At 58.0% G+C, this 24,640-nt stretch carries 23 protein-coding genes and 1 other RNA gene; 15 read left to right on the top strand and 9 right to left on the bottom strand.

Features of this window, described 5'->3' with window-relative positions:
• Positions 1–11: 11 nt before the first annotated feature.
• Positions 12–437 carry a thioesterase family protein gene (locus tag GSR16_RS12655; RefSeq protein ID WP_159877915.1) on the bottom strand — a complete coding sequence of 142 codons (426 nt, stop codon included), beginning with the start codon at positions 435–437 and terminating at the stop codon, positions 12–14.
• 118 nt (positions 438–555) lie between these two features.
• Between GSR16_RS12655 and GSR16_RS12650 the strand changes: the two genes are divergently transcribed.
• Positions 556–1,005 carry a universal stress protein gene (locus tag GSR16_RS12650; RefSeq protein ID WP_089085375.1) on the top strand — a complete coding sequence of 150 codons (450 nt, stop codon included), beginning with the start codon at positions 556–558 and terminating at the stop codon, positions 1,003–1,005.
• A 106-nt stretch (positions 1,006–1,111) separates the two neighbouring features.
• Here GSR16_RS12650 and GSR16_RS12645 read toward each other — a convergent pair whose 3' ends face one another.
• On the bottom strand, positions 1,112–1,435 hold the full coding sequence (locus tag GSR16_RS12645; protein WP_089085376.1) for a helix-turn-helix domain-containing protein: 324 nt from the start codon (positions 1,433–1,435) through the stop codon (positions 1,112–1,114).
• 275 nt (positions 1,436–1,710) lie between these two features.
• An RNA gene (ffs, locus tag GSR16_RS12640) (signal recognition particle sRNA small type) lies at positions 1,711–1,809 on the bottom strand.
• A gap of 177 nt (positions 1,810–1,986) precedes the next feature.
• Here ffs and argE point away from each other — a divergent pair.
• The 3 genes from argE to GSR16_RS12625 all read left to right on the top strand — a co-directional run bounded on the left by argE (position 1,987) and on the right by GSR16_RS12625 (position 5,133).
• A complete protein-coding gene (gene argE, locus GSR16_RS12635; protein WP_159877913.1) occupies positions 1,987–3,168 on the top strand; it encodes an acetylornithine deacetylase in 1,182 nt (393 codons plus the stop codon).
• A gap of 123 nt (positions 3,169–3,291) precedes the next feature.
• Positions 3,292–4,680: a sodium-dependent transporter gene (locus GSR16_RS12630; RefSeq protein WP_159877911.1), complete on the top strand. Its 1,389-nt coding sequence runs from the start codon at positions 3,292–3,294 to the stop codon at positions 4,678–4,680.
• A 195-nt stretch (positions 4,681–4,875) separates the two neighbouring features.
• Complete coding sequence (locus tag GSR16_RS12625; protein ID WP_159877909.1) at positions 4,876–5,133, top strand: hypothetical protein; 258 nt, start codon at positions 4,876–4,878, stop codon at positions 5,131–5,133.
• Positions 5,134–5,135: 2 nt separating this feature from the next.
• On the opposite strand, the gene GSR16_RS12620 is transcribed toward GSR16_RS12625, so the two are convergent.
• Both GSR16_RS12620 and fliW read right to left on the bottom strand, forming a co-directional pair.
• Positions 5,136–5,717 (bottom strand): DNA-3-methyladenine glycosylase I, encoded by a 582-nt coding sequence (locus GSR16_RS12620; RefSeq protein WP_159877907.1) that lies wholly within the window; start codon positions 5,715–5,717, stop codon positions 5,136–5,138.
• Between the two features lie 43 nt (positions 5,718–5,760).
• Positions 5,761–6,204: a flagellar assembly protein FliW gene (gene fliW / locus GSR16_RS12615; protein WP_159877905.1), complete on the bottom strand. Its 444-nt coding sequence runs from the start codon at positions 6,202–6,204 to the stop codon at positions 5,761–5,763.
• A 191-nt stretch (positions 6,205–6,395) separates the two neighbouring features.
• On the opposite strand from fliW, the gene GSR16_RS12610 reads away from it, so the two are divergent.
• From GSR16_RS12610 to trhP, 4 genes are all read left to right on the top strand, one after another.
• Positions 6,396–7,223, top strand: coding sequence for a ferritin-like domain-containing protein (locus tag GSR16_RS12610; RefSeq protein WP_159877903.1), 828 nt, complete (start codon positions 6,396–6,398; stop codon positions 7,221–7,223).
• Positions 7,224–7,367: 144 nt separating this feature from the next.
• The gene (locus tag GSR16_RS12605) at positions 7,368–7,580 is read left to right on the top strand and encodes a hypothetical protein (protein ID WP_159877901.1); all 213 of its coding nucleotides are present in this window, start codon (positions 7,368–7,370) and stop codon (positions 7,578–7,580) included.
• A 165-nt stretch (positions 7,581–7,745) separates the two neighbouring features.
• On the top strand, positions 7,746–8,165 hold the full coding sequence (locus GSR16_RS12600; protein ID WP_159877899.1) for a hypothetical protein: 420 nt from the start codon (positions 7,746–7,748) through the stop codon (positions 8,163–8,165).
• A 15-nt stretch (positions 8,166–8,180) separates the two neighbouring features.
• Positions 8,181–9,527, top strand: a complete 1,347-nt coding sequence (trhP, locus tag GSR16_RS12595; protein WP_159877897.1) for a prephenate-dependent tRNA uridine(34) hydroxylase TrhP — start codon at positions 8,181–8,183, stop codon at positions 9,525–9,527.
• A 447-nt stretch (positions 9,528–9,974) separates the two neighbouring features.
• Here the strand turns inward: trhP and GSR16_RS12590 are convergent, their stop codons facing one another.
• Positions 9,975–10,274, bottom strand: coding sequence for a hypothetical protein (locus tag GSR16_RS12590; RefSeq protein ID WP_159877895.1), 300 nt, complete (start codon positions 10,272–10,274; stop codon positions 9,975–9,977).
• Between the two features lie 163 nt (positions 10,275–10,437).
• Between GSR16_RS12590 and GSR16_RS12585 the strand changes: the two genes are divergently transcribed.
• The 6 genes from GSR16_RS12585 (at position 10,438) to argS (ending at position 18,226) form a co-directional block, all read left to right on the top strand.
• Entirely contained in the window at positions 10,438–11,538 is a 1,101-nt protein-coding gene (locus GSR16_RS12585) for a polyamine ABC transporter substrate-binding protein (RefSeq protein ID WP_159877893.1), read from the top strand.
• A gap of 287 nt (positions 11,539–11,825) precedes the next feature.
• Positions 11,826–12,734, top strand: coding sequence for an ABC transporter permease subunit (locus tag GSR16_RS12580; protein WP_159877891.1), 909 nt, complete (start codon positions 11,826–11,828; stop codon positions 12,732–12,734).
• 5 nt (positions 12,735–12,739) lie between these two features.
• Positions 12,740–13,576, top strand: a complete 837-nt coding sequence (locus tag GSR16_RS12575) for an ABC transporter permease subunit (protein WP_159880833.1) — start codon at positions 12,740–12,742, stop codon at positions 13,574–13,576.
• A 127-nt stretch (positions 13,577–13,703) separates the two neighbouring features.
• Positions 13,704–15,179 carry a DUF3138 family protein gene (locus GSR16_RS12570; RefSeq protein WP_159877889.1) on the top strand — a complete coding sequence of 492 codons (1,476 nt, stop codon included), beginning with the start codon at positions 13,704–13,706 and terminating at the stop codon, positions 15,177–15,179.
• A 116-nt stretch (positions 15,180–15,295) separates the two neighbouring features.
• Positions 15,296–16,336 (top strand): MBL fold metallo-hydrolase, encoded by a 1,041-nt coding sequence (locus GSR16_RS12565; protein ID WP_159877887.1) that lies wholly within the window; start codon positions 15,296–15,298, stop codon positions 16,334–16,336.
• 171 nt (positions 16,337–16,507) lie between these two features.
• Complete coding sequence (argS, locus tag GSR16_RS12560) at positions 16,508–18,226, top strand: arginine--tRNA ligase (RefSeq protein WP_159877885.1); 1,719 nt, start codon at positions 16,508–16,510, stop codon at positions 18,224–18,226.
• Positions 18,227–18,301: 75 nt separating this feature from the next.
• Here the strand turns inward: argS and GSR16_RS12555 are convergent, their stop codons facing one another.
• From GSR16_RS12555 to GSR16_RS12545, 3 genes are all read right to left on the bottom strand, one after another.
• Positions 18,302–20,089, bottom strand: a complete 1,788-nt coding sequence (locus GSR16_RS12555; RefSeq protein ID WP_205677581.1) for an aminopeptidase P family protein — start codon at positions 20,087–20,089, stop codon at positions 18,302–18,304.
• A 222-nt stretch (positions 20,090–20,311) separates the two neighbouring features.
• Complete coding sequence (locus GSR16_RS12550) at positions 20,312–22,018, bottom strand: amidase (protein ID WP_159877881.1); 1,707 nt, start codon at positions 22,016–22,018, stop codon at positions 20,312–20,314.
• A 183-nt stretch (positions 22,019–22,201) separates the two neighbouring features.
• Positions 22,202–23,116, bottom strand: coding sequence for a LysR family transcriptional regulator (locus tag GSR16_RS12545; RefSeq protein WP_159877879.1), 915 nt, complete (start codon positions 23,114–23,116; stop codon positions 22,202–22,204).
• A 196-nt stretch (positions 23,117–23,312) separates the two neighbouring features.
• Here GSR16_RS12545 and aguA point away from each other — a divergent pair, with 196 nt between their 5' ends.
• Positions 23,313–24,419, top strand: a complete 1,107-nt coding sequence (aguA, locus tag GSR16_RS12540) for an agmatine deiminase (protein ID WP_159877877.1) — start codon at positions 23,313–23,315, stop codon at positions 24,417–24,419.
• The last annotated feature ends 221 nt before the right edge of the window (positions 24,420–24,640 follow it).

The following is a 24,640-nucleotide window of genomic DNA, read 5'->3' as shown; positions in this document are numbered from 1 at the left end:
ATCCCCTGTTGTTATTGATTGAGTCTTGTGACGAAGGCCGGTGGCATGACTGCCACCTGGCGGGTCTGGTAGTCGAAAAAGACGATTCCCGTCTTTAATCTTGCCACTTCTTTGCCGCTGTTGCCATCGATTGCCTGGTAGACGATATCCAGCCCATATTTGTTGGAGTCGCATACACCCAGCTTGAATAGCAGACTGTCGCCATGAAAGGCCTCGGCCCGGTACATTACCGCAGCATCTGCCATGATAATGCCAACACCCTCGACATCCAGTTCGCTGTAGCCCATGCTCTTGAGCCAGCGCAAGCGCGCTTCGTGTGCCAGCCGCAAAATGGCATCGTTGGCCATGTGGCCGCCGTAGTTGATATCGCCGATGCGGACGTCCATGCTGGTCTGATAGATGAACTGCTCGGGAAGGGCAATCTTGATACGGGCCATGATTTCACCTGAATAAAATGACTTTCAGTCTAATCGACTGTCTTAATCTGTATCAACCGCTGGCAGGCATGGTTTGATAGACTGAATGCATAGTAGCAACACACACAAGGAGAGGGTTATGTACCAACGCATTTTCGTGCCGGTGGATGACAGCGACACTTCCAACCTTGCACTGGCTGAAGCATGTCGGCTGGCCAAGAGCATGAACAGCACCATCCGGCTGGTGCACGTGGTGGATCTGGCCCAGTTTGGCTGGGGCGGTACCGAATTCCTGGATGCGGCAGAATTGCAAAAGTCCATCAAGCAGGCTGGCGAGCAGGTATTGGGGCAGGCTCAGGCGCAGGCGGTGGCTGCGGGGCTGACTCCGGAAGTGAAGATTCTGGAAAGTTGGGGCGACAAGATTGCCTCGGTGCTGCTGGATGATGCCAATAGTTGGGGTGCGGACCTGGTGGTGATGGGAACCCACGGCTGGAGCGGTTTGATGCACATCCTGATGGGTAGTGTCGCCGAGGGACTGCTCAAGCAGGCAGATGTACCGGTGTTGCTGGTGCGTAACGCCGGCGAGTAAACCGGGTGGCCCGGTCTGTGCTGGCAGTCGGGCAGGTATGAGTAAAGGGCAGCAGCGCTCGCCATGCATGATGAGCGCTGCTGCCCTCAGGCCCACAAAAGGACAATCAGCTTGCGGTGGCTTCGCTGCTGCCTTCCTGGGCTTCCATCTTGGCACGTACTGCCTTGCGCAGGCTCTTGTACAGGTCAGGGTGGGTTTCCTTCAGATACTCGACGATTTCGAAGTCTTCGCGGCGTACCTTGGACAGGTCGATCTGCTCGACGTGAACCAGACGTAGCAGTTCGCGTACTGGTTTGGGCATGTTGCGACCGCTTTCATAGCGGGAGCCGCCAGACTGGGTTACGCCGATGCGGCTCCAGAATTCCTGCTGGTTGAGGCCGAGCTTGCGACGGATTTCACGCGGATTGGTGATTTTTTCAAAGAGTTTCATGGGTTGTTCCTCTTAAAAGGCTAAACAGTATTGTATTGAATTATTGTTTTGGCTTAGGACACTGCCCTATGTCCTAAAAATAGCAAAGAAAATCCATAAGGAATAATCAGATTTGAAAAAAATCATTAAGTTCCATGATGGATTACACACGCATGACTGCTATGTTAGCGTATTCTTATCTATGAATACAATGGAATGAATCCCATTTGGCCGAAAAATGGTAGCTGCATGTCGTAAACATGTACACAGATGATGGAAAAGCTAAGAGGGGGGGGGGTGGCGAGCCTGACCCTCGGCACTTGCACTAAGTAACTATGGCTGCTTCCTTCCGGACCTGACCAGGTTTGCTACCGTACAATGCGAGGAGACCCGCCGTAGAAGAGTGCGAATAATAGCGGGTTTCATTCTGTTTGCCAAGCGGGATATGCCGGCATCGCCGTTCAGGCCCGATGAGGTACGTGCACCCGCATTTTTGTGTACGGCATATTGCCGTCTGCCGGGCAGTCGGGGCAGACTTCGCCTTATACCGCATTTGTCTACAGGATTGCGCCATGTCTTCTTCCTACCTTTCCCTGCTGCGTACGCTGGTGGCGTTCGATACCACCAGCCGCCATTCCAATCTGGAGCTGATCGACTGGGTCAAGCAGTACCTTGCTGCTTACGGCGTGTCATGCCAGCTCACGCTGAATGACGAAGGAAGCAAGGCCAATCTGTTTGCCCGTATCGGCTCTGCTGATCAGCCGCTGCTGTTGCTGTCGGGCCATACCGATGTGGTGCCGGTTGATGGCCAGGCGTGGACGTCGCCACCGTTCGAGCTGACCGACAAGGGTGATGGCCGCTGGTATGGACGGGGCTCTGCGGACATGAAGGGCTTTATTGCCTGCGTGTTGTCTCATGTGCCGCACTGGGTTGCGCTGGAGGGACAGGGGCGTTTGCGACAGGGCTTAGGCATTGCGCTGTCTTATGATGAGGAAGTCGGCTGTCTGGGTGTGCCGCGCTTGATAGATGGCCTGCTGCAGGACAAGGTGGCTGTGGCTGGTTGCATTATCGGTGAGCCTACTTCGATGCGACCGGTGATTGCGCACAAGGGCATTGCCCACTATCACTGCCATGTACAGGGGCGGGCCGCGCATTCATCGCTGACACCGCAAGGGGTCAATGCCATCGAATACGCCGCGCGGCTGATTACCCATGTGCGCAGGCTGGCGGATACCGAGGCTTCCTTTGGCCACCACCAGCCTTTATATGATGTGCCGTTTACCACGCTGCAAACCGGCACCATTCACGGCGGTACCGCCAACAATATCGTCCCCAAGGATTGCGAGTTCACTTTCGAATGCCGCTGGCTGCCCGGAGATGATCCGCAACGCTTTGTCGATTCGGTGCGGGATTATGCCGATAATCTGTTGCTGGAAATGCGCCAGGTGGCTGCCGAAGCCGATATCAGCATCGCCCCCCGCGTGTACTGCCCGGCCTTTGAGGCCACGCCGGACAGCGAGGTACTGCATTATGTGGAAAAGCTGTGCGCCTGCCACGGCGGTGATGGTGTTGCCTACACCACGGAAGCCGGTGTCTTCCATGCTGCCGGAATACCTTGCGTGGTGCTGGGGCCGGGTTCTATCGAGCAGGCACATCGCCCGGATGAATTTATTGAGGAGAGTCAACTGCTTGCCTGTTTTGACTGGCTGGCCCGGCTGACTGACGAGTTGTGTCGCGTGCAGGATCCGGCCTGACAAATAATTTTGCATGGTCTGGCAAATCACTTCAGAATCGCCGCTCCGGTGACCCCGGAATCCGTGGCACCCGTTCAGGTTATCGCTTGAGTGGGCTTGAATTTTGTCGTGATGAGAGAGCAAATGAAACAGGACAGCAGATCCTCGGCTTCCGCAGGTGCCGGCAAGGCGCGTGACGGTTTTACCTCCAGCTTTGGTGTGCTGGCAGCAACGCTGGGCTCGGCCGTAGGCCTTGGCAATATCTGGAAGTTTCCCTACCTGACCGGTACCAATGGCGGTGCCGGTTTCCTTATCGTCTACGTTTGCGCCACCTTGCTGGTGGGCCTGCCGGTGATGATTTCCGAAATCATGCTGGGGCGTCGGGCCAAGTCCGACGCGGTGACGGCACTGAAGAAGCTGGCACCTGCCGGCCAGCCGTGGTGGCTGATCAGCGCTTTTGGCGTGTTGTCGGCTTTCCTGATCATGGCTTTCTATTCCGAAGTCGCTGCCTGGGTGTTCGCCTATGTGTTCAAGGCTATCGGTGGTGGAATTTTGTCCAGTAATCCGCAAGTAACCTCATCGGCATTTGGCAAGCTGATTGCCGATCCAGTGCAGTCACTGCTGTGGCAATGGCTGGTATTGGCGCTGATTGGTGGCATTTTGCTGATGGGCGTGGCCAAGGGTATTGAGGCTGTTACCAAAAAGCTGATGCCGGTGCTGTTTTTGTTGCTGGTGGTGATTGGTGTGCGCAGCCTGATGCTGCCGGGTGCCATGCAGGGGGTGAGCTTCCTGTTTACACCTGATTTTTCCAAGATTACCGCTGGTGTAGTGCTGACTGCTGTGGGCCTGGCATTTTTCAAGCTGTCCATTGGCATGGGCACCATGATGACTTATGGCAGTTACTTCCGCGATGATCAGAACATTCCGGCCACTACCCTGCGGGTGATGTGTGCCGACCTGTTTGTTTCCATGCTGGCCGGCATTGCCATTTTCCCGGCGGTGTTTGCCTTCGGTTTCAAGCCGGAAGCCGGCCCCTCGCTGTTGTTCATTACCATTCCGGCGGTATTTGCCAGCATGCCCATGGGGCAGCTGTTCATGGTGGCCTTCTTCATCCTGGCAGCCATTGCCTCTACCGGTGCCATGCTGTCGATTCTGGAAGTGCCGGTTTCGGTATTGAGCGAGCGCTTCAGTATCAGCCGCCCCAAGGCCACGGTGATCAATCTGCTGGTGCTGGCGCTGTTCGGGGCGACGTGTGCCTTGTCCAACAGCACCATGGCTGACTTCAAGCTGTTTGGCATGACCATGTTCGACCTGTTCGACTTCGTTACTTCCAACATCCTGATGCCGCTGGGTGGTATTTTCCTATGCCTGTTCGTGGGCTGGGTGTGGGGCTTTGATCGCCTGAAGTCGGCCTTGTCCAATGAAGGCCAGCTGCACAACGAGGGCCTGGTGCGCGTGTTGCTGGTGGTGGTGCGCTTTGTGTCACCGCTGCTGATTCTGGTGGTGATGCTCAAGGGCTTGAAGTTGTTCTGAGCCTGCATCGGCCTGCCAGCTTTACGGCACGCAAAAGGACCATCCGTCACGGGTGGTCCTTTTTTATTGGCAGCGTTGCAGTTTTGCACGGACAGAAGTAAAAGATTTTTACGAATAGTCTTTTAACTGGATTTGATCAATAAAGCGTGAAATGATGGCTGCTCACCGTATACCCGTTCCGGGGAAAGGCTATACATGCCTCAGGTCAAGCCCCTGATTTTTACCTTACAGCAACTGGCCATGCCCGACCGGCTGCATGCCTTGTGCCGCGAACTGTCGGCACTGGTGCCGGACCGTCAGGAAGGGCCGTGGTCGGAAGAGGAGGTGCGCGAGCTGATTCATGGCTGGCGCATGATGGCATTCTGCCAGGAGGACGAGTTGGTAAGCGCCCACCCGTTTCATTCGGCTGATGGCCTGTTGCACACCGTGGTATTCGATACCTGTCAGGCCTGATTTCAGGCGGGCGTGTAGTGCGGGTGCTGGTGGCAGCCCTGCAGATGGTCGTTGATCACGCCGGTTGCCTGAAGATAGGCATAGATTACGGTGCTGCCGACAAAATTCATCCCTGCTTTTTTCAGTTCCCGACTGATGTTATCCGATAGTGCCGACGTGGCCGGGCATTCAGCAGGTGACTGCCAGTGATTCACCAGGCTGCAACCGTCAGTGTGCGACCATAGCCACTGGTCAAAGCTGCCATGCTGTTGCTGCAACTGCAGGAATACCTTGGCATTGCGGATGGCGCTGCGTATTTTCAGCCGGTTACGTACGATGCCGCTGTCCAGCATCAGGCGCTCCACGTCCTCCTCGCTCATCTGCGCCACTTTTACCGGATCAAAACCGTTAAAGGCCCGGCGATAGCCATCCCGCTTGCGCAGGATGGTGATCCACGACAAGCCGGCTTGTGCGCCTTCCAGAATCAGCATCTCGAACAGCTTGTGCTCATCGTGCTGCGGGCGGCCCCACTCTTCATCGTGATAGGCAATATACAGCGGGTCGTCGCCGCACCAATGGCAGCGAGGCAGGGGGACTTGGGGCATGCGGCGCTCCAGAATGGCCCGGCAATGGCCGGGCCGGGCGGGATCAGGCGAGGTTGTGCATCAGGATGTCGCAGGACAGGCCGGTTTTTTGCAGGCCCTGACGGCTGGCCAGGTTGATGATCAGCGGGTTGCGGATATTGGCTTTCAGCTCACCCAATGCAGGATGGGATTCGGACTCGGATTGTTCCTGATACAGCAGTACCAGAATGACTGCGTCTTCCGGTTTGCTCAGTTCCAGCCGGGAAACTTCTTCATCGCTCAGTTCCACTTCGTAGCGCACACCCAGTTGGGCCGGGTGGGTCACACTCAGGGTGATGCCTGCATCGTTCAGCGACTGCATCCAGAATACCGATGGATTATCACTATCCGCATTATGGAACAGCTTGAACTGGGTGCAGTTTTCCAGGGCCGGGATGCCTTGGGCAAAATTGATGATGGTGCTTTCATCCACTTCTACGGTGCCGAGTTGGCTGGAATTAAACAGCATGATGTTCTCCCTGTGGCAGATGCCAGCATTATGCATCAAGCCTGCGTTGGCGACGATGCCGTTGTGCTGTCTGCTGCCATGTACGCTTCATGCTTGCGGGAAGCGCCCTGCTGCTTGGTGGCATTCATATATTGCCCTCAATTGGGCACCGGGTCGCCTGAAAGCGGTGCAAGCCGTTAGAATGCTGCACCATGATGAATCCTTCTTCCTTGTATCCGCAGATCGAAGCTGCACTGTGCAGCTGTGACGTGACTGCCAAGCTGGTTGCAGTCGAGGCCATTCATGCCGCCTGGCAGGGCGGTCAACTGCAACGGCTGGATGCGCCTTTGTCACGTTTGCCGGTGGCGGGGCACCCGCCAAGGCCGGAACTGGTGCATGCCACCAAGGTGCCGCGGCGGCGTCCCGGCTCGCCACTGGGGCAGCCGGCCATGTTGCACGCCATTGCCCACATCGAATTCAATGCGGTCAATCTGGCCTTGGATGCCGCCTGGCGCTTCCGCGACATGCCGGATGCTTATGTGGGTGACTGGCTGCGCATTGCCGCAGAAGAGGCCCGGCACTTCCGGCTGTTACAGCAGCGTCTGCAGCAACTGGGCTACAACTATGGTGATTTCCCGGCGCATAACGGGTTGTGGGATATCTGCCACCATACCGATCACGATGTGCTGGTGCGCATGGCATTGGTGCCGCGTGTGCTGGAGGCGCGCGGGCTGGATGCCAGCCCGGAGCTCAAACGCAAGCTGGCGAATATTGGCGATCATGACAGCGTGGCCATTCTGGACATTATCCTGCAGGATGAAATAGGCCATGTGCAGGTGGGCAATCACTGGTTTCACTGGCTGTGCCGTGAGCGCCAGCTGGACCCGGTGGCCACCTTCAGTGATCTGCTAGCCAAACATGACCTGACCGTCCATCGCGGCAGCTACAATCTGGATGCCCGGCGTTGCGCCGGATTTACCGAGGCCGAGCTGCTCTGGTTGCAGCAGGCCAAACCAGAACAGCCAAGCTCCCAACGCTAAGTGACGTTGGTGAGCGCAGCGGCGGCCTTGTGCCTGCGTGCTGCACCCTGCGCTGGCCATGGGTGGTGTACCTGGCCCTGGCGGTGTCATGTGCATTGATTGGCCATGCGCCGCTGATGGAAATAATGATGAGGAAGACCGACGATGTGGAATGTCATTCGCCGTATCCGTATGCGGCGCAAGCAAGCGGTGTTGTGCCTCTTGGCGGCTACCTTGGCCTTTGTGCTGAGCGCCGGGATGTTGAGTGGACTGAGCTTTGCCCAGGACCCGTTGCTGACCGTGTGCTGGGCGGTGTTGATGGTGTGGTCGCTGCTGGTGCAGCTTCTGCTGCTGGCGATGCTGGCCAAAAAACCATGAAGCAAAAAATGGCATTGAAAACAGGGATTTAATGCAGGCTGCTCCTTGGGTTTAATGCTTGACGGTGCTGGTGCAGGCGGCGCATAATCGCGCCGCAACATATTAGAAAAGGCCCCTGATACGGCGGGGCCTTTTTGTTTTTACAGTTTTCGGAGACCCCGACTCATGGACTACCAGGCGTTTTTGCGTCAGTTGGAATCCAGTACGCTGCCTGCATCCGAGTTTACCCACCGGGCACATTTGTACGCTGCCTGGGCCTATCGCCGGCAATACCCGGCGGCAGAGGCTGCGGCACGCTGTGCGCGGGCATTGTCCCGTTATGCCATGGCACAAGGGGCGGCCGAGAAATACCACCACACCGTCACCATGTCGCTCTTGTCCATTTTGTACCACCGTGCCCAGCAAACGCCGGGGCTGGTAGAGGATTGGCCAGCCTTCCTGGTGCAGTGTGACGATGTCCTGCAGGACGCCCGCGCCGTTCTGCTCGAATACTATTCGGATGACAGGCTGAACCAGGATGCATCGCGCCGTGCTTTTGTGCCACCGGATCGCATGCCACTGCCCATTGCCTGTCTGTCTCATTAAGAAAGCCAAGCCACTATGTTAAAAGCCCCGGAATTGCTGCTGCCTGCCGGCACGCTGGACAAAATGCGCGCTGCCTACGATTTTGGTGCCGATGCGGTATACGCCGGTCAGCCGCGCTATTCGCTGCGCGCGCGCAATAACGACTTCAAGCTCGAAGAGCTGAAAAGCGGTATCGACGAAGCCCATGCCCGGGGCAAGCTGTTTTTCGTGGCCAGCAATCTGTTGCCGCACAACAGCAAGATCAAGACCTACATGGCCGACATGGAGCCGGTGATTGCCATGAAGCCGGACGCGCTGATCATGGCCGACCCGGGCCTGATCATGATGGTGCGCGAGCGCTGGCCGGAAGTGCCGATTCACCTGTCGGTGCAGGCCAATACCGTCAACTACATGGGCGTGAAGTTCTGGCAGAAGCTGGGCGTGTCGCGCATCATCCTGTCGCGCGAGCTGAGCCTGGACGAGATTGCCGAAATCCGCCAGGAATGCCCGGATATCGAGCTGGAAGTGTTTGTACATGGTGCCTTGTGCATTGCCTATTCCGGCCGTTGCCTGCTGTCGGGCTATTTCAATCACCGCGACCCCAACCAGGGCACCTGTACCAATGCCTGCCGTTGGGACTACAAGATGCACGACACCCAGGGTGATGACGCGGGCGATGTGCAAACCATCAAGCTGGACTTCCATAAAGCGCTGGAAGAAGCCAACCAGAGCTTTGCCGCCTGTGGCGGTGCCGAACGTCACCCGTTGGCCGACAAGACCTACCTGATCGAAGAGGGCAGCCGTCCGGGTGAACTGATGCCCATCATCGAAGACGAGCACGGCACCTACATCATGAACTCCAAGGACCTGCGTGCGGTGGAGCAGGTGGAGAAGCTGGTGAAGATTGGTGTTGACTCGCTCAAGATCGAAGGGCGCACCAAGAGCCTGTACTACGTGGCGCGTACTGCCCAGGTATACCGTCAGGCCATCAACGATGCCGTCGCCGGACGCCCGTTTGACCTCGGCCTGCTGGCCGAGCTGGATGGTCTGGCCAATCGTGGCTACACCCCGGGCTTCCTTGAGCGTCATCAGACCCAGGACTACCAGAACTATCTGGATGGCCATTCCAAGGCCAAGCAAAGCCAGTATGTGGGCGATGTGCTGGAAGTGGATGCCGATGGCTGGGCGCTGGTTGAAGTGAAAAACCGCTTTGGCGTGGGTGACCGCATCGAAGTGATTCACCCCAGCGGCAACCGTATCGTGCAGCTGGAGCAGATGACCCGTAACGGCCTGGCAGTGGAACTGGCTGCCGGCAATGGCATGCAGGTGCGTATTCCTGACATGGCTGGTATGGAGAAAGCACTGCTGGCGCGCTTGATCTGATCAAATATTTGCCAGCACCAAAATCTTGCTAAAACGTGAGCGGATTGCCTGTAGGGGCAATCCGCTTTTCTTTGGCCTGCAGGCATGTAGCCAGTCAGTCAGATTTGATCTGTGGCAAATCTGCCTCATTCTGCTTGGGCACAAGAAAAAACTTTTTTTGTCCACCGGACGGCAAGGGGCTGCGTTGAATCGTTATCCCCTCGTGCATTCCTTGTCTTGCCGCTTGCGGGGCCCGGTGATCGTGGCTGGATGCTAAACCCTTGAAACGCCAAGCGGGCTGTGGGTTTTGATCATATGTCTAGGGAATTTTGGCTGTATTTCCAGTCTTGCGGCTGATAAATGATCAGATGTGTGAGACGGCAAAGTTGCTGGCGCGTCAAGAGCCTGTCCAGCAGGTTTTTTTTGCGATGCGCAAAAAATTCATGTTGCGGCTGAATGTCTTTGTGGTTAAAAAGCTGTAACACCTCGCCACGAATTGTGGATTTTATTAAACATTACCGAGGTGGTATCTACAACGGAGGAGGCCAGGTCATGCTTGTCATGTCCTGCGCGGAAGAAGGAAGGGAGCGGGCGGATTTCTTTGCTGCCTACCCAGCCGGCTTTCACGGGTTTCCTGCGATAACAATAAATGTGAAAGGCTGGCAGCCGTATGTTGCCTTGTCCTTCGTCTCTTGCCTGACTGATGTCACATTCATCTGGATTGGAAATAGCCAGAATGGATAGGATGGGGTTATAAATGTTGTGCACGAATATTGCTTTGCAAATAAGCGTGCCGCTTTTGCCCGGGTTTGGCACTGGCCGGATATGAGGGGGAATCCCCGACCGGTCAATATGAGGTGCAGTTCATCAGGTCCCTGACGTCCCCAGACAAAGGGAGTTTATGGTCTTGCAATACATTAGGAAGCCTGTAATGAAGAAGAAACTTGTCAAGAAAGTGCTGTGTTCGCTGCTTCTGCTGTTGCCAAGTGCTGGCGTTCTGGCAGAAGACAAGATACTGAATGTCTACAACTGGTCCGACTACATTGCCAAGAGCACCATTCCTGGCTTTGAAAAGCAGACCGGCGTGAAGGTCAAGTACGACGTTTACGACAGCGATGACACTCTGCAAGCCAAGATGCTGACCGGCCGAGCCGGCTACGACATCGTGGTTCCAACTTCCAACTTCATGGCCAAGCAGATCGAAGCTGGCATCTACCAGAAGCTGGACAAATCCAAGATCCCTAACCTGGCCAATCTGGACAAGGCGTTGATGGCCAAGATTCAGGATGCCGACCCGAGTAATGCCCACGGTGTACCGTGGGCTTATGGTACTGATGGCCTAGGTTACAACTTTACCAAGGTCAAGGCCATTCTGGGTGCCGGTGCACCGCTGGATAGCTGGGACATCCTGTTCGACCCGAAATACGTCTCCAAGCTGAAGGGCTGCGGGGTGTCGGTGCTGGACCAGGCCAATGACGTGTTCGCCGTAACGTTGCACCATCTGGGCAAGGATCCCAACAGCAAGAATCCTGCCGACTATCAGGCTGCCTTTGAACTGCTGAAGAAGATTCGCCCCTACATCACCCAGTTCAACTCTTCCGGCTACATCAACGACCTGGCCAACGGCGATATCTGCCTGGCGCTGGGCTGGTCCGGCGACGTCAACATTGCCAAGCATCGCGCTGCCGAAGCCAAACGTACCTACCAGCTGGGTTATGTGATTCCGAAATCCGGTGCGCCGATCTGGTTTGACGTGATGGTGATTCCGAAAGATGCCGGTCACGCTGATGCTGCTCACAAGTGGATCAACTACATCGAGAATCCGGAAGTCAATGCTGCGATTACCGACGAGGTGTTCTACCCGACTGCCAATGCGGCCGCTCGCAAGTACGTGAAGCCGGAAATCGCTAACGATCCTTCCATCTATCCGCCGGAATCGGTCATGAAGACCCTGTTCCTGCTCAAGCCGCTGCCGGCTGACATCATGCGTCTGCAGAACCGTCTGTGGACCCAGTTGAAGACTGGCCGCTAAACCGAGTCCTGGCCTGGTGGAGTATGGCTCCGCCAGGTCCCGACAGCACGGCCCGCCTTGCTCAGGTAACGGCAGGGCTGATGCAACGGCCGCTTGTTGCGGTATACCAGCCGTGGCGAACGGTTAGAAAAAAGTATGTGGAGTGAGGGTTGCAAACCGGTCCGACAGGGTCGGCTTGCAGTGAAACGTAAGTCATCACATCAGGGCGAGTCGTGACAGGGCCTTGATATGATGGCTGTAAAGATGGGCTTGGCAAGCCGGTCCCACCGGCCAAGTGGTGCTAAATCATGAAAAGTCTCAAATTCAGTCGATGGTTACCGTCCGGCAGGACAACCGTCATCGGTGTACCGTTTTTGTTCCTGTTTGTATTTTTCCTCCTACCTTTCCTGTTGGTAGTGGGTATCAGCTTCTCGCAGCAGCAACTGGGCATTCCGCCCTATACGCCGCTCACCAAGATGGAAGACGATGTCTTCACCCTGGTACTCAATATCGGCCACTACAAGTTCATGCTGGGCGACGATCTGTACTTCGCCACCTACATCAGCTCGGTCAAGATGGCTTTTGTGTCCACGGTACTGTGTCTGCTGATCGGCTATCCCATGGCCTATTACATCGCCCGTGCGTCCGAATCTGCCCGTGACACGCTGATGATGATGGTGATGCTGCCGTTCTGGACTTCCTATCTGATTCGTGTGTATGCCTGGATCGGCATCCTGAAGAACGACGGTTTCCTCAACCAGTTCCTGATGTGGCTGGGCGTCATCGACACGCCGCTGCGCCTGTATCACACCAACTGGGGCGTGTATATCGGCATGGTGTTTTCCTATCTGCCCTTCATGATCATGCCGCTGTATTCGCATCTGGTGAAAATGGACCTGCGTCTGCTGGAGGCTGCCTACGACCTAGGTGCCCGTCCGTGGAAGGCGTTTTTGCAGGTTACCCTGCCGCTGTCCAAGAACGGCATCATTGCCGGCAGTCTGCTGGTGTTCATTCCGGCGGTGGGCGAGTACGTGATTCCGGAACTGCTGGGTGGTTCGGATACGCTGATGATTGGTCGCGTGATGTGGGATGAGTTCTTCAACAATATGGACTGGCCGATGGCGGCTACCGTGACTTGCGCGATGGTACTGCTGCTGCTGGTGCCGATGGCCATGTTCCAGCATTACCAGGCAAAAGCGATGGAGGAAGTGAAATGAGCACCATGAAACCCAGCAAACCGCTGTCTTATGCGGTACTTGGCTTCGGCTACTCTTTCTTGTACCTGCCCATCCTGTTGCTTATCGTCTACTCGTTCAACGAGTCCAAGCTGGTGACGGTATGGTCCGGTTTTTCCACCAAGTGGTACTGGGCGCTGCTGGAGGATGACGAGCTGATCACGGCGGCCTTGCTCAGTATCAAGATTGCGCTGATGACGGCCACGGCATCTGTGGTGGTGGGGACCTGGGCCGGTTTCGTTCTGGCGCGCCTGAACCGCTTCCGCCTGTTTCCGCTGTTTGCCGGCATGGTTAACGCACCGCTGGTAATTCCCGAGGTGATTCAGGGTATTTCGCTGCTGCTGCTGTTTGTGGCCATGGAGCAGACCCTGGGCTGGCCGGAAGGTCGCGGTGTATTCACCATCTGGATTGGTCACGTGATGTTGTGCGTGTCTTATGTGGCAATCATCGTGCAATCGCGGGTGCGTGAACTCAACCGCTCGCTGGAAGAAGCCGCCATGGATCTGGGTGCGCGTCCGCTGAAGGTGTTCTTTGTGATCACCCTGCCGCTGATTTCCCAGGCACTGGTATCCGGCTGGCTGCTGTCCTTCACCCTGTCGCTGGACGACCTGGTGCTGACCGCCTTCCTGTCCGGCCCGGGTTCCACCACGCTGCCCATGGTGGTGTTCTCCCGCGTGCGTCTGGGGCTGAATCCGGAAATGAATGCCCTGGCCACGTTGTTCATCGTGGTGGTGTCGGTAGGTGTGGTCGCCGGCAACCTCTACATGCGTTCGGTGCAGCGCAAGCGCGATCGCGAGATGCAACTGGCTTTCAATCAGGCCTGAACTGGCGGGGAAGTCGTGTAATGACCGCGGGGTAGCAGGTGGGATGTCAGATTCCGGTTGCTGCCCCGTTCTTTATCCAAAGCGTAGGAGAAGTGCTGTTCATGCTGTAGTACAAGGGAGAAATGAAATGAAGAAATTGTTGATCAGCGCACTGATCGCAGGTCTTCCCGGTGTGGCCATGGCTGATGCCAAGGGAGACGAAATCGCCAAGCTCAAGGCCCAGTTAGAGGCCCTGCAGGCGCAAATGCAGCAACTGCAGCAGGCGGTGAATGCCGCCACGGCAGCCAAGGCACCGGAAGCGGATGACAACACCGAGCTGAAGCAGCGTGTGGCCGGCATGGAAATGAAGGTGGACAAGCTGACTACCGACGCCAGCGAAGGCCCGATTGCCGGTTTGAGCATTACCGGCTACATGGACCCGACCTATCTGGCCAGCCGGGTGGGCAAGAGCTCCGGCTTCCAGTTTGTCAATCACAGTAACCAGTACGCCTACACCAACAGTACCTTTGGTGATGTCTACCTGGACATCAAGAAAACCTTTGGTGTCGGCCCGATGGCCCCCAGTGCTGAAGTCAGCATCATGCCCAACCGTGGTTCCGGCAACAATTTGCTGACCAGCGGCGGCAACAGCAGCGTCGGCAACAATATCATCAACACTGCCATCATCAACTTCCCGCTGTCTGATACCACCCAGCTGGTAGGCGGCCTGATGAACAGCTTTGGTGGTTACGAAGTGCAGCAGTCCAACCAGATGAACACCATCACCCATGGCCTGCTGTATGACTTCAGCGATCCGGGCAGCTATGTTGGTGCCGGTTTCAACTGGTCGCACGGTTCATGGGCAACCAAGTTCATGATTGCCAACGAGCAGTTCCACACCAACCCCAATAGCGCGTCCGATGCCAACAGTCACACCCACAGCAACAGCACCCCGACGGTGACTGGCCGTGTCGACTACACCATGACCAGCAATCTGGACATCGGTGGCTCGATGAATGTGGGTCGTCAGAGTCTGTATGCACATAGCACGACGACTAACGGAACCACCAGTACCGATGGTACCTATGGCTATCAGGGGACTTCCAGCAGCGCCTACAGCGGCTACTATTTTGGCGAACTGGACATGACGCTGACCGGTACTGACAGCGTCTATAACGCCGAAATCGACTATGGCCGCCAGAAGCAGGCTGCCTGGAACGGTGGCGATGCCGTGTGGTGGGGCTTCTCCATGCTGGCGCACCAGAAGTGGAATTCCGACTGGTTCGGCCGCATGGGTGCCACCTTGCGCTATGACTACCTGAACGACAGCAAGAACGGCGGCGGTGGCGGCGGTATTGCACTGGGTACTGGCGGTGTTGATGGCACCAATGGCTTTGGCATTTCGCAGGCCTGCTTCAACAGCAGCACAGCCAACGGCACCGACTGCTCTGGCGCTACCCGTCAGGCTCTGACAGCTGCACTGCTGTTCTACCCGACCGACCAACTGACCCTGAAGATGGAAATCCGTCATGACTGGGCCAATCACGACGTGTTCTTGCGTAGCGATGGCAACTATCGCAAGAGCAACGACATTTTTGCGGCCCAGGCGGTATACAGCTTCTGATCGGCAACCTGCATCTTGCCCGCAATGGCCTCCTTTGGAGGCCATTTTTCATGCAGCCCCTTGCCAAATGAGCAGGTCGGCTGCATTTCTCCCACATTGCATTTGCGGAATATCCCATGCCTAGACGCCCAGACTGGATGGCCTCCATGTTCAGCCGGCTGCCTTATCAGGCCAGTCCGGCCAACCGCCATCATGGCGCAAGCGGCTATCGCAATCTTTACCCCTTTACCTTGCCATCGCTAGGCAGCCTGCTGTACTGGAAGCTGTCCGCCCTGTGGCGGCAAAGCCCGGACCACAGGCCGGAGATGATTCCGGTTTGCAGCGGCGACGCCCCTGCGCTACGGGCCAACCAGCAGCGGGCCAGCGTTACCTGGCTGGGGCATGCCAGCAGCTTCATCCAGCTGGCTGGGCTGAATATCCTGATTGATCCAGTGCTGTCGCCACGGGTGTCGCCATTCCGCCATCTGGGGCCAAAGCGGCAGGTGGCCTTGCCGCTGGATCTGCCTGATCTGCCGCGTATTGATCTGGTACTGCTGACCCATTTGCATTACGACCATCTGGATTTTCCCACCTTGCAACGGCTGGCTGCGCAGGAGGGCGAGGCACCGGATGTGATTGTGCCGCTGGGCATGTCGCGGGCAGTCAGGGCGGCAGGGATTCCCGCCGCAAAAATCACGGAACTGGATTGGTGGCAGGCGTGTGGGCATGGGCCAGTGCAGATATTGCTGACACCGGCCCATCACTGGAGCAACCGTGGCCCTTGGGGTGACATGAATCAGGCGCTATGGGGTGGCTTTCTGCTGGAGGGGGCGGGCTTGAAGGTGTGGTTTCCGGGTGATACCGGCTACCGTGCCGAACTGTTTCATGAAATCGGCCTGCATATCGGCCCGGTGGATTTTGCACTGCTGCCCATCGGCGCTTACGAGCCACGCAAAATCATGCGGGCACAGCATGTAAACCCGGAAGAGGCGGTGCGTATTTTCAAGCATGTGGCGGCGCGCAAGGCCTGGGCAGTGCACTGGGGTACTTTCATCCTGACTGACGAGCCGATCCAGCAACCCATGGCTGAACTGGCCATGGCGCTGCGCGAACAGGATGTCAGCGCCACGGATTTCATGCTGCCTGCCATCGGCGAAACCATCTGGCTGTCACACTAGGAGCGCGCACTTGATCCTGATGGCGTCGGATTGCCCTGGATTGGCGCAGTTTGCGCTATTTTGCTGCAATGCAAACATTGCTCGTCAAGGCCGGGGGGCATACAATCGACATTGTTAATTTTTTCGAAAACGAAGGTTTTTTTTCGTTTTCACGGCAATATGGGGCGAGGCATGACAATTCTGCAGTTGATCAATGAACGGGTACAGGCAGCGCTGGCCGCTGCCGGTGCGCCGGATGCGCCGGCTGTGATCCAGCCGGCTTCCAAGCCGGAATTCGGTGACTACCAGGCTAATGGCGTCATGGGTGCAGCCAAGGCACTCAAGACCAATCCGCGCGAGCTGGCGCAGAAGGTTGTCGCCGCGCTCGACCTGCAAGGCATTGCCGACAAGGTGGAAATCGCCGGCCCTGGCTTCATCAATATTCATCTTGCCCCTGAATATCTGGCCCGCCGCAGCGAAGCTGCCCTGAAGGACGACAAGCTAGGCATCAGCCCGGTAGCGGCCCAGCGCGTGATGGTGGAATACTCCTCGCCCAATCTGGCTAAAGAAATGCACGTTGGCCACCTGCGTTCTTCCATTATCGGTGATGCGCTGGCGCGGGTAATGGAGTTTCTGGGTCACGATGTCGTGCGCGCCAACCATGTGGGCGACTGGGGAACCCAGTTCGGCATGCTGACCGCCTATCTGGTGGAAATCCGTCAGGCTGGTGACAATGCGCTGGAATTGTCCGATCTGGAAACCTTCTACCGCAACGCCAAGGTGCGCTTTGACGAAAGCGAAGAGTTTGCCGACCGCGCCCGTGACTATGTGGTGCGTCTGCAGGGCGGTGACGAAGAAGTGCTCAAGCTGTGGGCGCAGTTTGTTGACATCTCGCTTAAGCATTGCGAAGCGGTGTATCAAAAGCTCAATGTCGGCCTCAAGCGCGAGCATGTGCGTGGCGAGTCAGCCTATAACGACGACCTGCCGGTGATCGTGGACGAACTGCGTGCCGCTGGCCTGCTCAGCGAGAGCGAAGGTGCCGAAGTGGTGTTCCTGGAGGAATTCCGCACCCAGGACGACGAGCCGATGGGTGTGATCATCCGCAAGAAAGATGGTGGTTTCCTGTACACCACCACCGACCTGGGCGCGGTGCGATACCGTCACAAGGTGTTGAACCTGGACCGCGTGATTTACGTGGTGGATGCGCGCCAGAGCCAGCATTTTGCCCAGATGTTCAGCATCTGCCGCAAGGCCGGTTTTGCGCCGGAAAGCATGAAGCTGGAGCATATCGGCTTTGGCGTGATGATGGGCGACGACGGCAAGCCGTTCAAGACCCGCTCCGGTGGCACGGTCAAGCTGATCGAGCTGCTGGACGAGGCGGAAGAGCGTGCCTACGCGCTGGTGTCGGAAAAGAACCCGGACCTGTCCGAGGCCGAAAAGCGCGAAATCGCCGCCACGGTGGGCATTGGTGCGGTGAAGTATGCCGATCTGTCCAAGAACCGCATGAGCGATTACATCTTCAATTGGGACACCATGCTGGCCTTTGAAGGCAATACCGCGCCTTATCTGCAGTATGCCTACACCCGCGTGCAGAGCGTGTTCCGCAAGGCCGGAAACGTGGATGCCAATGCGCCCATCGTGATTACCGAACCGGCGGAAAAGCAGCTGGCTGCGGCATTGTCCCAGTTTGAAGACACGCTGCTGTCGGTGGCTGATGGCTGCTATCCGCACTACCTGTCCAACTATCTGTACCAGATTGCCACGCTGTTTTCGCGCTTCTACGAAGCCTGCCCGATCCTGAAGAGTGAAGGCGAAGTACGTGCCAGCCGTCTGCAACTGGCAGCGCTCACTGCCAAGACCTTGCGTACCGGGCTGGATCTGCTGGGTATCAAGGTGCTGGAAACCATGTAAGCACCGCAGTCCGCGCAAGAACAAAAACGCCCTGGATTCCAGGGCGTTTTTTTGTGGCAGCCAAACGGGTTTCTATCAGATGGGCTTGGTAGCCTGCAGCAGCCAGTCCCGGGCCGTGCCATCAACCAATGGCTGCAGGCGGCGTCGTACTTCGGCGTGATAGTGATTCAGCCAGTCCACTTCCTGCCGCGACAGCAGGGCGTGTTCGATGCAGCGGGTGTCGATCGGACACAGCGTGAGGGTTTCAAAGCGCAGGAAGTCGCCAAAACCGTTTTTCTGCGCCGCCACATTCAACACCAGGTTTTCGATGCGCACCCCCCACTGGCCGGGGCGATAGATGCCTGGTTCCACCGAGGTGATCATGCCTTGCTGCATCGCCATGCTGGCATCCGGCAGGCTGCGCGAGATGGTTTGCGGGCCTTCATGCACATTGAGGAAATAACCTACGCCATGGCCGGTGCCATGGCCGAAGTCGATATCGTGCTGCCACATCGGCGCGCGTGCCAGTGCATCCAGCATGGGAGATAGCGTGTCGCGCGGAAAATGGGCCATGGACAGATTGAGCGTACCCTTGAGCACCAGGGTAAAGTCACGCTTCTGTTCTGCGCTGGGGCTGCCCACTGCCACCACGCGGGTGATGTCAGTGGTGCCGCCGTGGTACTGGCCACCGGAGTCGATCAGCAACAGGCCGTTGCCGGCAATGCTGGCATGGGCCTCCGCCGTGGCACGGTAATGCGGCAGGGCGCCGTTGGCATTGAAACCGGCAATGGTGGCAAAGCTGGGCGAGACAAAACCGGGGCGGCGGGCGCGGGCGGCGGTGATCTGCTCATCGATGGTCAGTTCGGTGATGGCCTCACGGTTGACCACCTGTTCGAACCAGGCAAAGAACTCACACAGTGCAGCACCATCCTGCTCCATGGTTTTGCGGATCTGCACGGCTTCAGCCGCGGTCTTGCGTGCCTTCAGCAAGGTGCTGGGGTTGATGGCCTGCTGCCGTGGCATGGTGGCCGGAATGGCCTGATACAGTCCCAGCGTGATGCGGCGCGGGTCCAGCAGCATGGTGTTGCTGACGGGCAGGGCGGCAAGCGTTGCCTTGGCATGGTGGTAGTCGACCAGTTGCACGCCGTCGGCACTCAGTTCTGTCTGCAGCGCGGTGTCCAGTTTGTTGCTGTCCACAAACAGCGTGGCACTGTCCGGGCTCAGCAGCAGATGGCTGATGAACACCGGGTTGTAGTTCACATCTGCGCCACGCAGATTGAGCAGCCAGGCGATGTCGTCCAGCGTGGAAATGAAATGGTAATCGGCACCGGCTTGCTGCATGGCTTGCCGCACCGCAGCCAGTTTGTCCCGGCGACTGGTGCTGGCAAACGGTGCCGGGTGCGGGTAGATGGCGGCCTGCGGCAGGGCGGGTCTGTCCTGCCAGATGGTTTGCAGCAGATCGATGTCGGTACGCAGCCGTACACCCTTGCTGTCCAGACGGCTTTGCAGTGCCTGGGCAGCGGCAAGGCCGATTACATCGCCATCCACCGCCAGAGTGTGGCCAGGCTGCAGGTGTTCTGCCAGCCAATCCAGATGCTGTGTACTGGCTGCGGTTTGTATTTTCATCAGTGTAATGCCGCTGCCAGCGAGCTGCAGTTCTGCCTGCTCCCAATAGCGGCTGTCTGCCCACAGGCCAGCCTGCGCATGCGTGACGATCAGTGTACCCATTGAGCCTTTGAAGCCGGACAACCACTGCCGGGCCTGCCAGTGTGCGGGCAGGTATTCGGACAGATGCGGGTCGGAAGACGGAATCAGACAGGCATCAACATGTTGTTGTTGCATGGCCTGGCGCAGGGCGGTCAGGCGCTGGGGAATGGTGTGCAGGGTGGTCATGCGGTTTCCAGTGCAGAGTGTGCTGATATTCTGGTGCGCGCATGGCTGGCTGACAAGCGAGTTTATACCGGGGTTGGCATGCCTTTTTTGCATGCCAGCGCGCCGGTGTGCAATAAAAAAACAATCTGAAACTATTTCAACATGAGCAGCAGACTTTTGCTGCAAAACAGGAGGACTGGCTGAACACCAGTCCTGATCTGTCCTGGCTGGCGCTCATTGGCCTAGGGCTGGGGTGCGCGGCGGAATCATCCGCCGCTTGCCGGTGGCCTCGAATGCACTGGCAAAGCGCAGCAGCGCGTTGTCGTCATAAGCACGTCCGGCAAAGGTCAGTCCCACCGGCATGCCGATATCGGCCATCACCCCCATCGGCACGGTCACCGTCGGTACGCCGAGATGGCGGATGGCGAGGTTGCCATTGGCCACCCACACCCCGTTGCTCCAGGCAATGTCGGCAGAAGCCGGGTTGACGTCGGCATCCGCCGGGCCAACGTCAGCTACGGTGGGAAACAGCACGGCGTCCAGCCTGAGTTCGTCCATCCAGTCTTCCAGGTCCAGCTTGCGGATTTTCTCCAGGCCGCGCAGGCCGTCGGGCACGCTGGCAATCTGGTCAAAAGACTTCAGTCCGCGCTTGGCCATGTTGACGTACTCTTCCATGCCGGCAGCCAGGTCGCCCTCGCGGTTGGGCAGGGTGCCGGGGTCGTGTGGGAAGATTTGCGGGCCATCCACGTCCGCCAGCTTGTTGAGCTTGGGGTCGCCGTTGGCGCGCAGGAATTCATCGAAAGCCCAGCCGGACAATTCCCATAATTCATCGTGCAGGAAGTCCGGCGGCAAGATGCCGCGATTGGCCACGGTGGGTGTGCCGGGACGGTCGCCTTCACAGTTGGACACCAGCGGGAAATCCACCGCAATCACTTCTGCACCAGCGGCTTCCAGCGCCAGACGCGCGGCTTCCCACAAGTCGATCACCGAGGCGCGGGTATGGATGCGCTGGCCGGTGGGGCCGCCGATGCCGGGTGCAGCGCTGGTGCCGGCCAGTTCGTCCTTGTTGATATACATGCGCGGCACGCCAAAGCGTTTGCCTTTGAGCGTTTCGGGCTGGGACAGCAGGGCCGGATAGGCTGCCGGTCGCACGCTGGAGGCTGTGGGAATCGCCACCCAGGGTTGCAGGCGCCACAAGTCGCCACGGGTGACCGGGTCGTCGGCCACGATGATGTCCAGCACTTCCAGCAGGTCGGCCATGGTGCGGGCATAGGGCACGACAACATCCATGGTGGGGGTCAGCGGCCAGTTGCCACGTACCGAAATCACCCCGCGCGACGGGGTATAGGCGCACAGGCCGTTGTTGGACGCCGGGCCGCGACCGCTAGACCAGGTTTCCTCCGCCATGCCGAAGGCCGCGAAGCTGGCCGCGGTGGCAGTACCGGCCCCATTGGAGGAGCCGGAGGCAAACGGCGCGGTCAGGTAGTTGGCGTTGTAGGGGCTTTCGGCGCGGCCATAACAGCCACGCTGCATGCCGCCATTGGCCATCGGCGGCATATTGGTTTTGCCGAGGCAAATGGCACCGGCGGCGCGCAGGCGGGAAATGGTGAAGGCATCGTGCTGGGACACCAGCTCCTTGAAGGCCGGGCTGCCGGAAGCGGCGGTCAGCCCCTTCACCAGATAGCTGTCCTTGGCGGTGTAGGGAATGCCATCCAGCGGGCCCAGTGTTTCGCCACGGACACGGCGCGCATCGGAGGCTTCGGCCTCGCGGATGGCTTCTGGATTGGGCACCACCACAGCATTCAGCCTGGTCTCGGTAGCGGGGCCGTCGTAGGCCTCTATCCGTGCCTGATAGGCCTGGACCAGTTCCACCGCAGTGGTACGCCCGGATTCGAGCGCAGCACGCAGCTCGGCAATGGATAGCTCGGTAACCTCGATCATGCTACTACCTCCACGAAGAAGACGGATTTCATTCCCAACACGCTGGCCGCATTCCAGCAAGCGCAGGCATGGGCGATGACGCAATATGGCGGCTAATCTACAAGAGTCCGGCTCATGCGGGAAAATGATTCATTTTGATACACCCATTCATGCGATGAATACCGGGCCACATGCTGCATGCAGCTAGCCGGTGGATTCGATCAGGCTGCGCATCAAGCCACGCAGCCACAGCAGCGCCGGATTGCTGTCCTGCACCGGATGCCAGATGCAGTTGAGGTGATAGCCGGGTAACTCCTCCGGCAATGCCACCATCTTCAACGGCCAGTAGCCTGCCATCATCGCTGCCACTTTCTTGGGCAGGATGAACAGGTGGTCGGTATGGCTGACAATAGCCGCCGCCGCCATATAGCTCTGGCTATGCACCGAAATCTTGCGCTGCAAGCCGCGCTCGGCCAGAAAGTCATCCATCGGCGAGCCCAGATTGCCCAGCGGCGCATGGAAGACATGTGGCAAGGCAATCAGGTCGGCCAGGGTCAGCCGGTCGCTGCAAAAAGGGTGGCCGGCACGTAAGATGCCGATCAAGGGCTCGTTCAGCCAGGTTTCCCGGCACAGATAGCCGGGAATCTTCATGTATTCGTCAAAACCCAGCAGAAAGTCGATTTCCCCGTCGGCCAGCGCCAGTTCCGGAATCTCCTCGCGCAGGATGGTGATGTCGATATGGACATTGGGCGCTTCCACCGCCAGCTTTTTCACCAGTGGCGGAATCAGCACGCACTCCACGTAATCCGTGGTGCACAGGGTGAAGCGGCGCGTCGAAGTGGCCGGGTCAAACGCTTCGGGCTGGCTGAAGTGGCTTTGCAACAGGCTGAGCGCCTGATGCACGCCCTGTTGCAGGTAGAGCGCTTTTTGCGTTGGCTGCATGCCATGCGGCGAGCGCACCAATAATGGGTCGTTGAAGAATGCCCGCAAGCGGTTGAGCGAGTGACTCATCGCCGGCTGGCTGACAAACAGTTTCTCCGCCGCCCGCGTGACGCTGCGCAGGCTGACCAGCGCATCCAACGCCAGCAGCAGGTTCAGATCCAGCTGATGCAATTTCACATCATTCACCGTATTTATGAAAGTATTCGTATTGTTCATTTGCTGAATAGTTTGCCTCTCCCTAGACTGCGTCTGTCAATCATTTCCTCGTGCATGGCAGACAAAACCGGCTGACTTGTCGCACCGCCGGACTGCGCTGTAGCCGCACGATGTCTTGAATACTTCCGATGGCATCAATCATTGCATGGTGATCTCAATGAACAGCACAACGCACACTAGCCTGCCTGCCGCCGACGGCTTTCACATGCCGGCCGAATGGGCCCCGCAACAAGCGGTATGGATGATCTGGCCGCAGCGCCCGGACAACTGGCGTCATGCCGGACGCGAAGCGCAACAAACCTTTGCTGCCATCGCCAAGGCCATTGCCGCAGCCACCCCGGTGTTCATGGCGGTGCCGCAAGAATGCATGGCCGCAGCCCGTGCCGTGATGCCAGCCGAAGTGACATTGGTGGAAATGAACAGCGATGACTGCTGGATGCGCGATAGCGGACCGACCGTGGTCATCAACCAGGCAGGCCAGGTGCGTGGCGTGGATTGGCAGTTCAATGCCTGGGGCGGTTTCAACGGTGGCCTGTATCACCCGTGGGACCAGGACAGCGCAGTGGCCAGCCAGGTATTGGCCCACCATGGCTTTGACCGCTACGCCGCGCCGCTGGTGCTGGAAGGCGGCTCGATCCATGTCGACGGCGAAGGCACGCTGATGACCACCGCCGAGTGCCTGCTCAACCCCAACCGCAATCCGCATTTGTCCAAACAGCAGATTGAAGCCTTGCTGTCCGAATACCTGAACGTCAGCCATTTCATCTGGCTGCCCGAAGGCGTGTTCATGGATGAAACCGACGGCCATATCGACAATATGTGCTGTTTTGCCCGCCCGGGTGAGGTGATCCTGCACTGGGTGGACGATGAAAACGACCCGCAATACCCGCGTTCGCAGGCCGCCTATGAAGTGCTGTCGCAAGCGCGCGATGCCAAGGGCCGCCAGTTGAAGATCCACAAGATGCTGTCGCCGGGCCCCTTGTACTACACCGCAGAAGAAACCGCCGGCGTGGTAGCCAGCGGTCAGGCCGTCCCGCGTGAAGTGGGCGAGCGCATGGCCGCTTCCTATGTGAATTTCCTGATCAGCAACGACCAGATCATCTTCCCGCTGCTGGACGAGCGCACTGATGCCGCGGCCGCCAGCCGCCTGCAGGAAATCTTCCCGGAATACCGCATTGTCGGCGTACCGGCGCGTGAAGTGCTGCTCGGTGGCGGCAACATCCACTGCATCACCCAGCAGATTCCGGCTGGCAAGGCCGGCTAAGGCACTATTCCAAACGGCGGGTGTATTCCCGCCGTTTCTGTTTGCCATGCACATAAAAACCCACCACGCGCTTATTGATTTCCAGTCAGTAGCATGCAGGCTGCTGCAGCGGCCCAGCCAATCCCGGTCGTGTCTTCATTATTGCAGTCTTCCTCTGGCGCTTGTTTTTGTTTCACGGGATTGACCTATTTCAAGTCCGCCGGCCAGTAAAACAAATAGCA

This window comes from Aquitalea denitrificans (assembly GCF_009856625.1).
Classification (GTDB): domain Bacteria; phylum Pseudomonadota; class Gammaproteobacteria; order Burkholderiales; family Chromobacteriaceae; genus Aquitalea; species Aquitalea denitrificans.
This window is presented reverse-complemented; position numbering and strand designations above follow the sequence as displayed.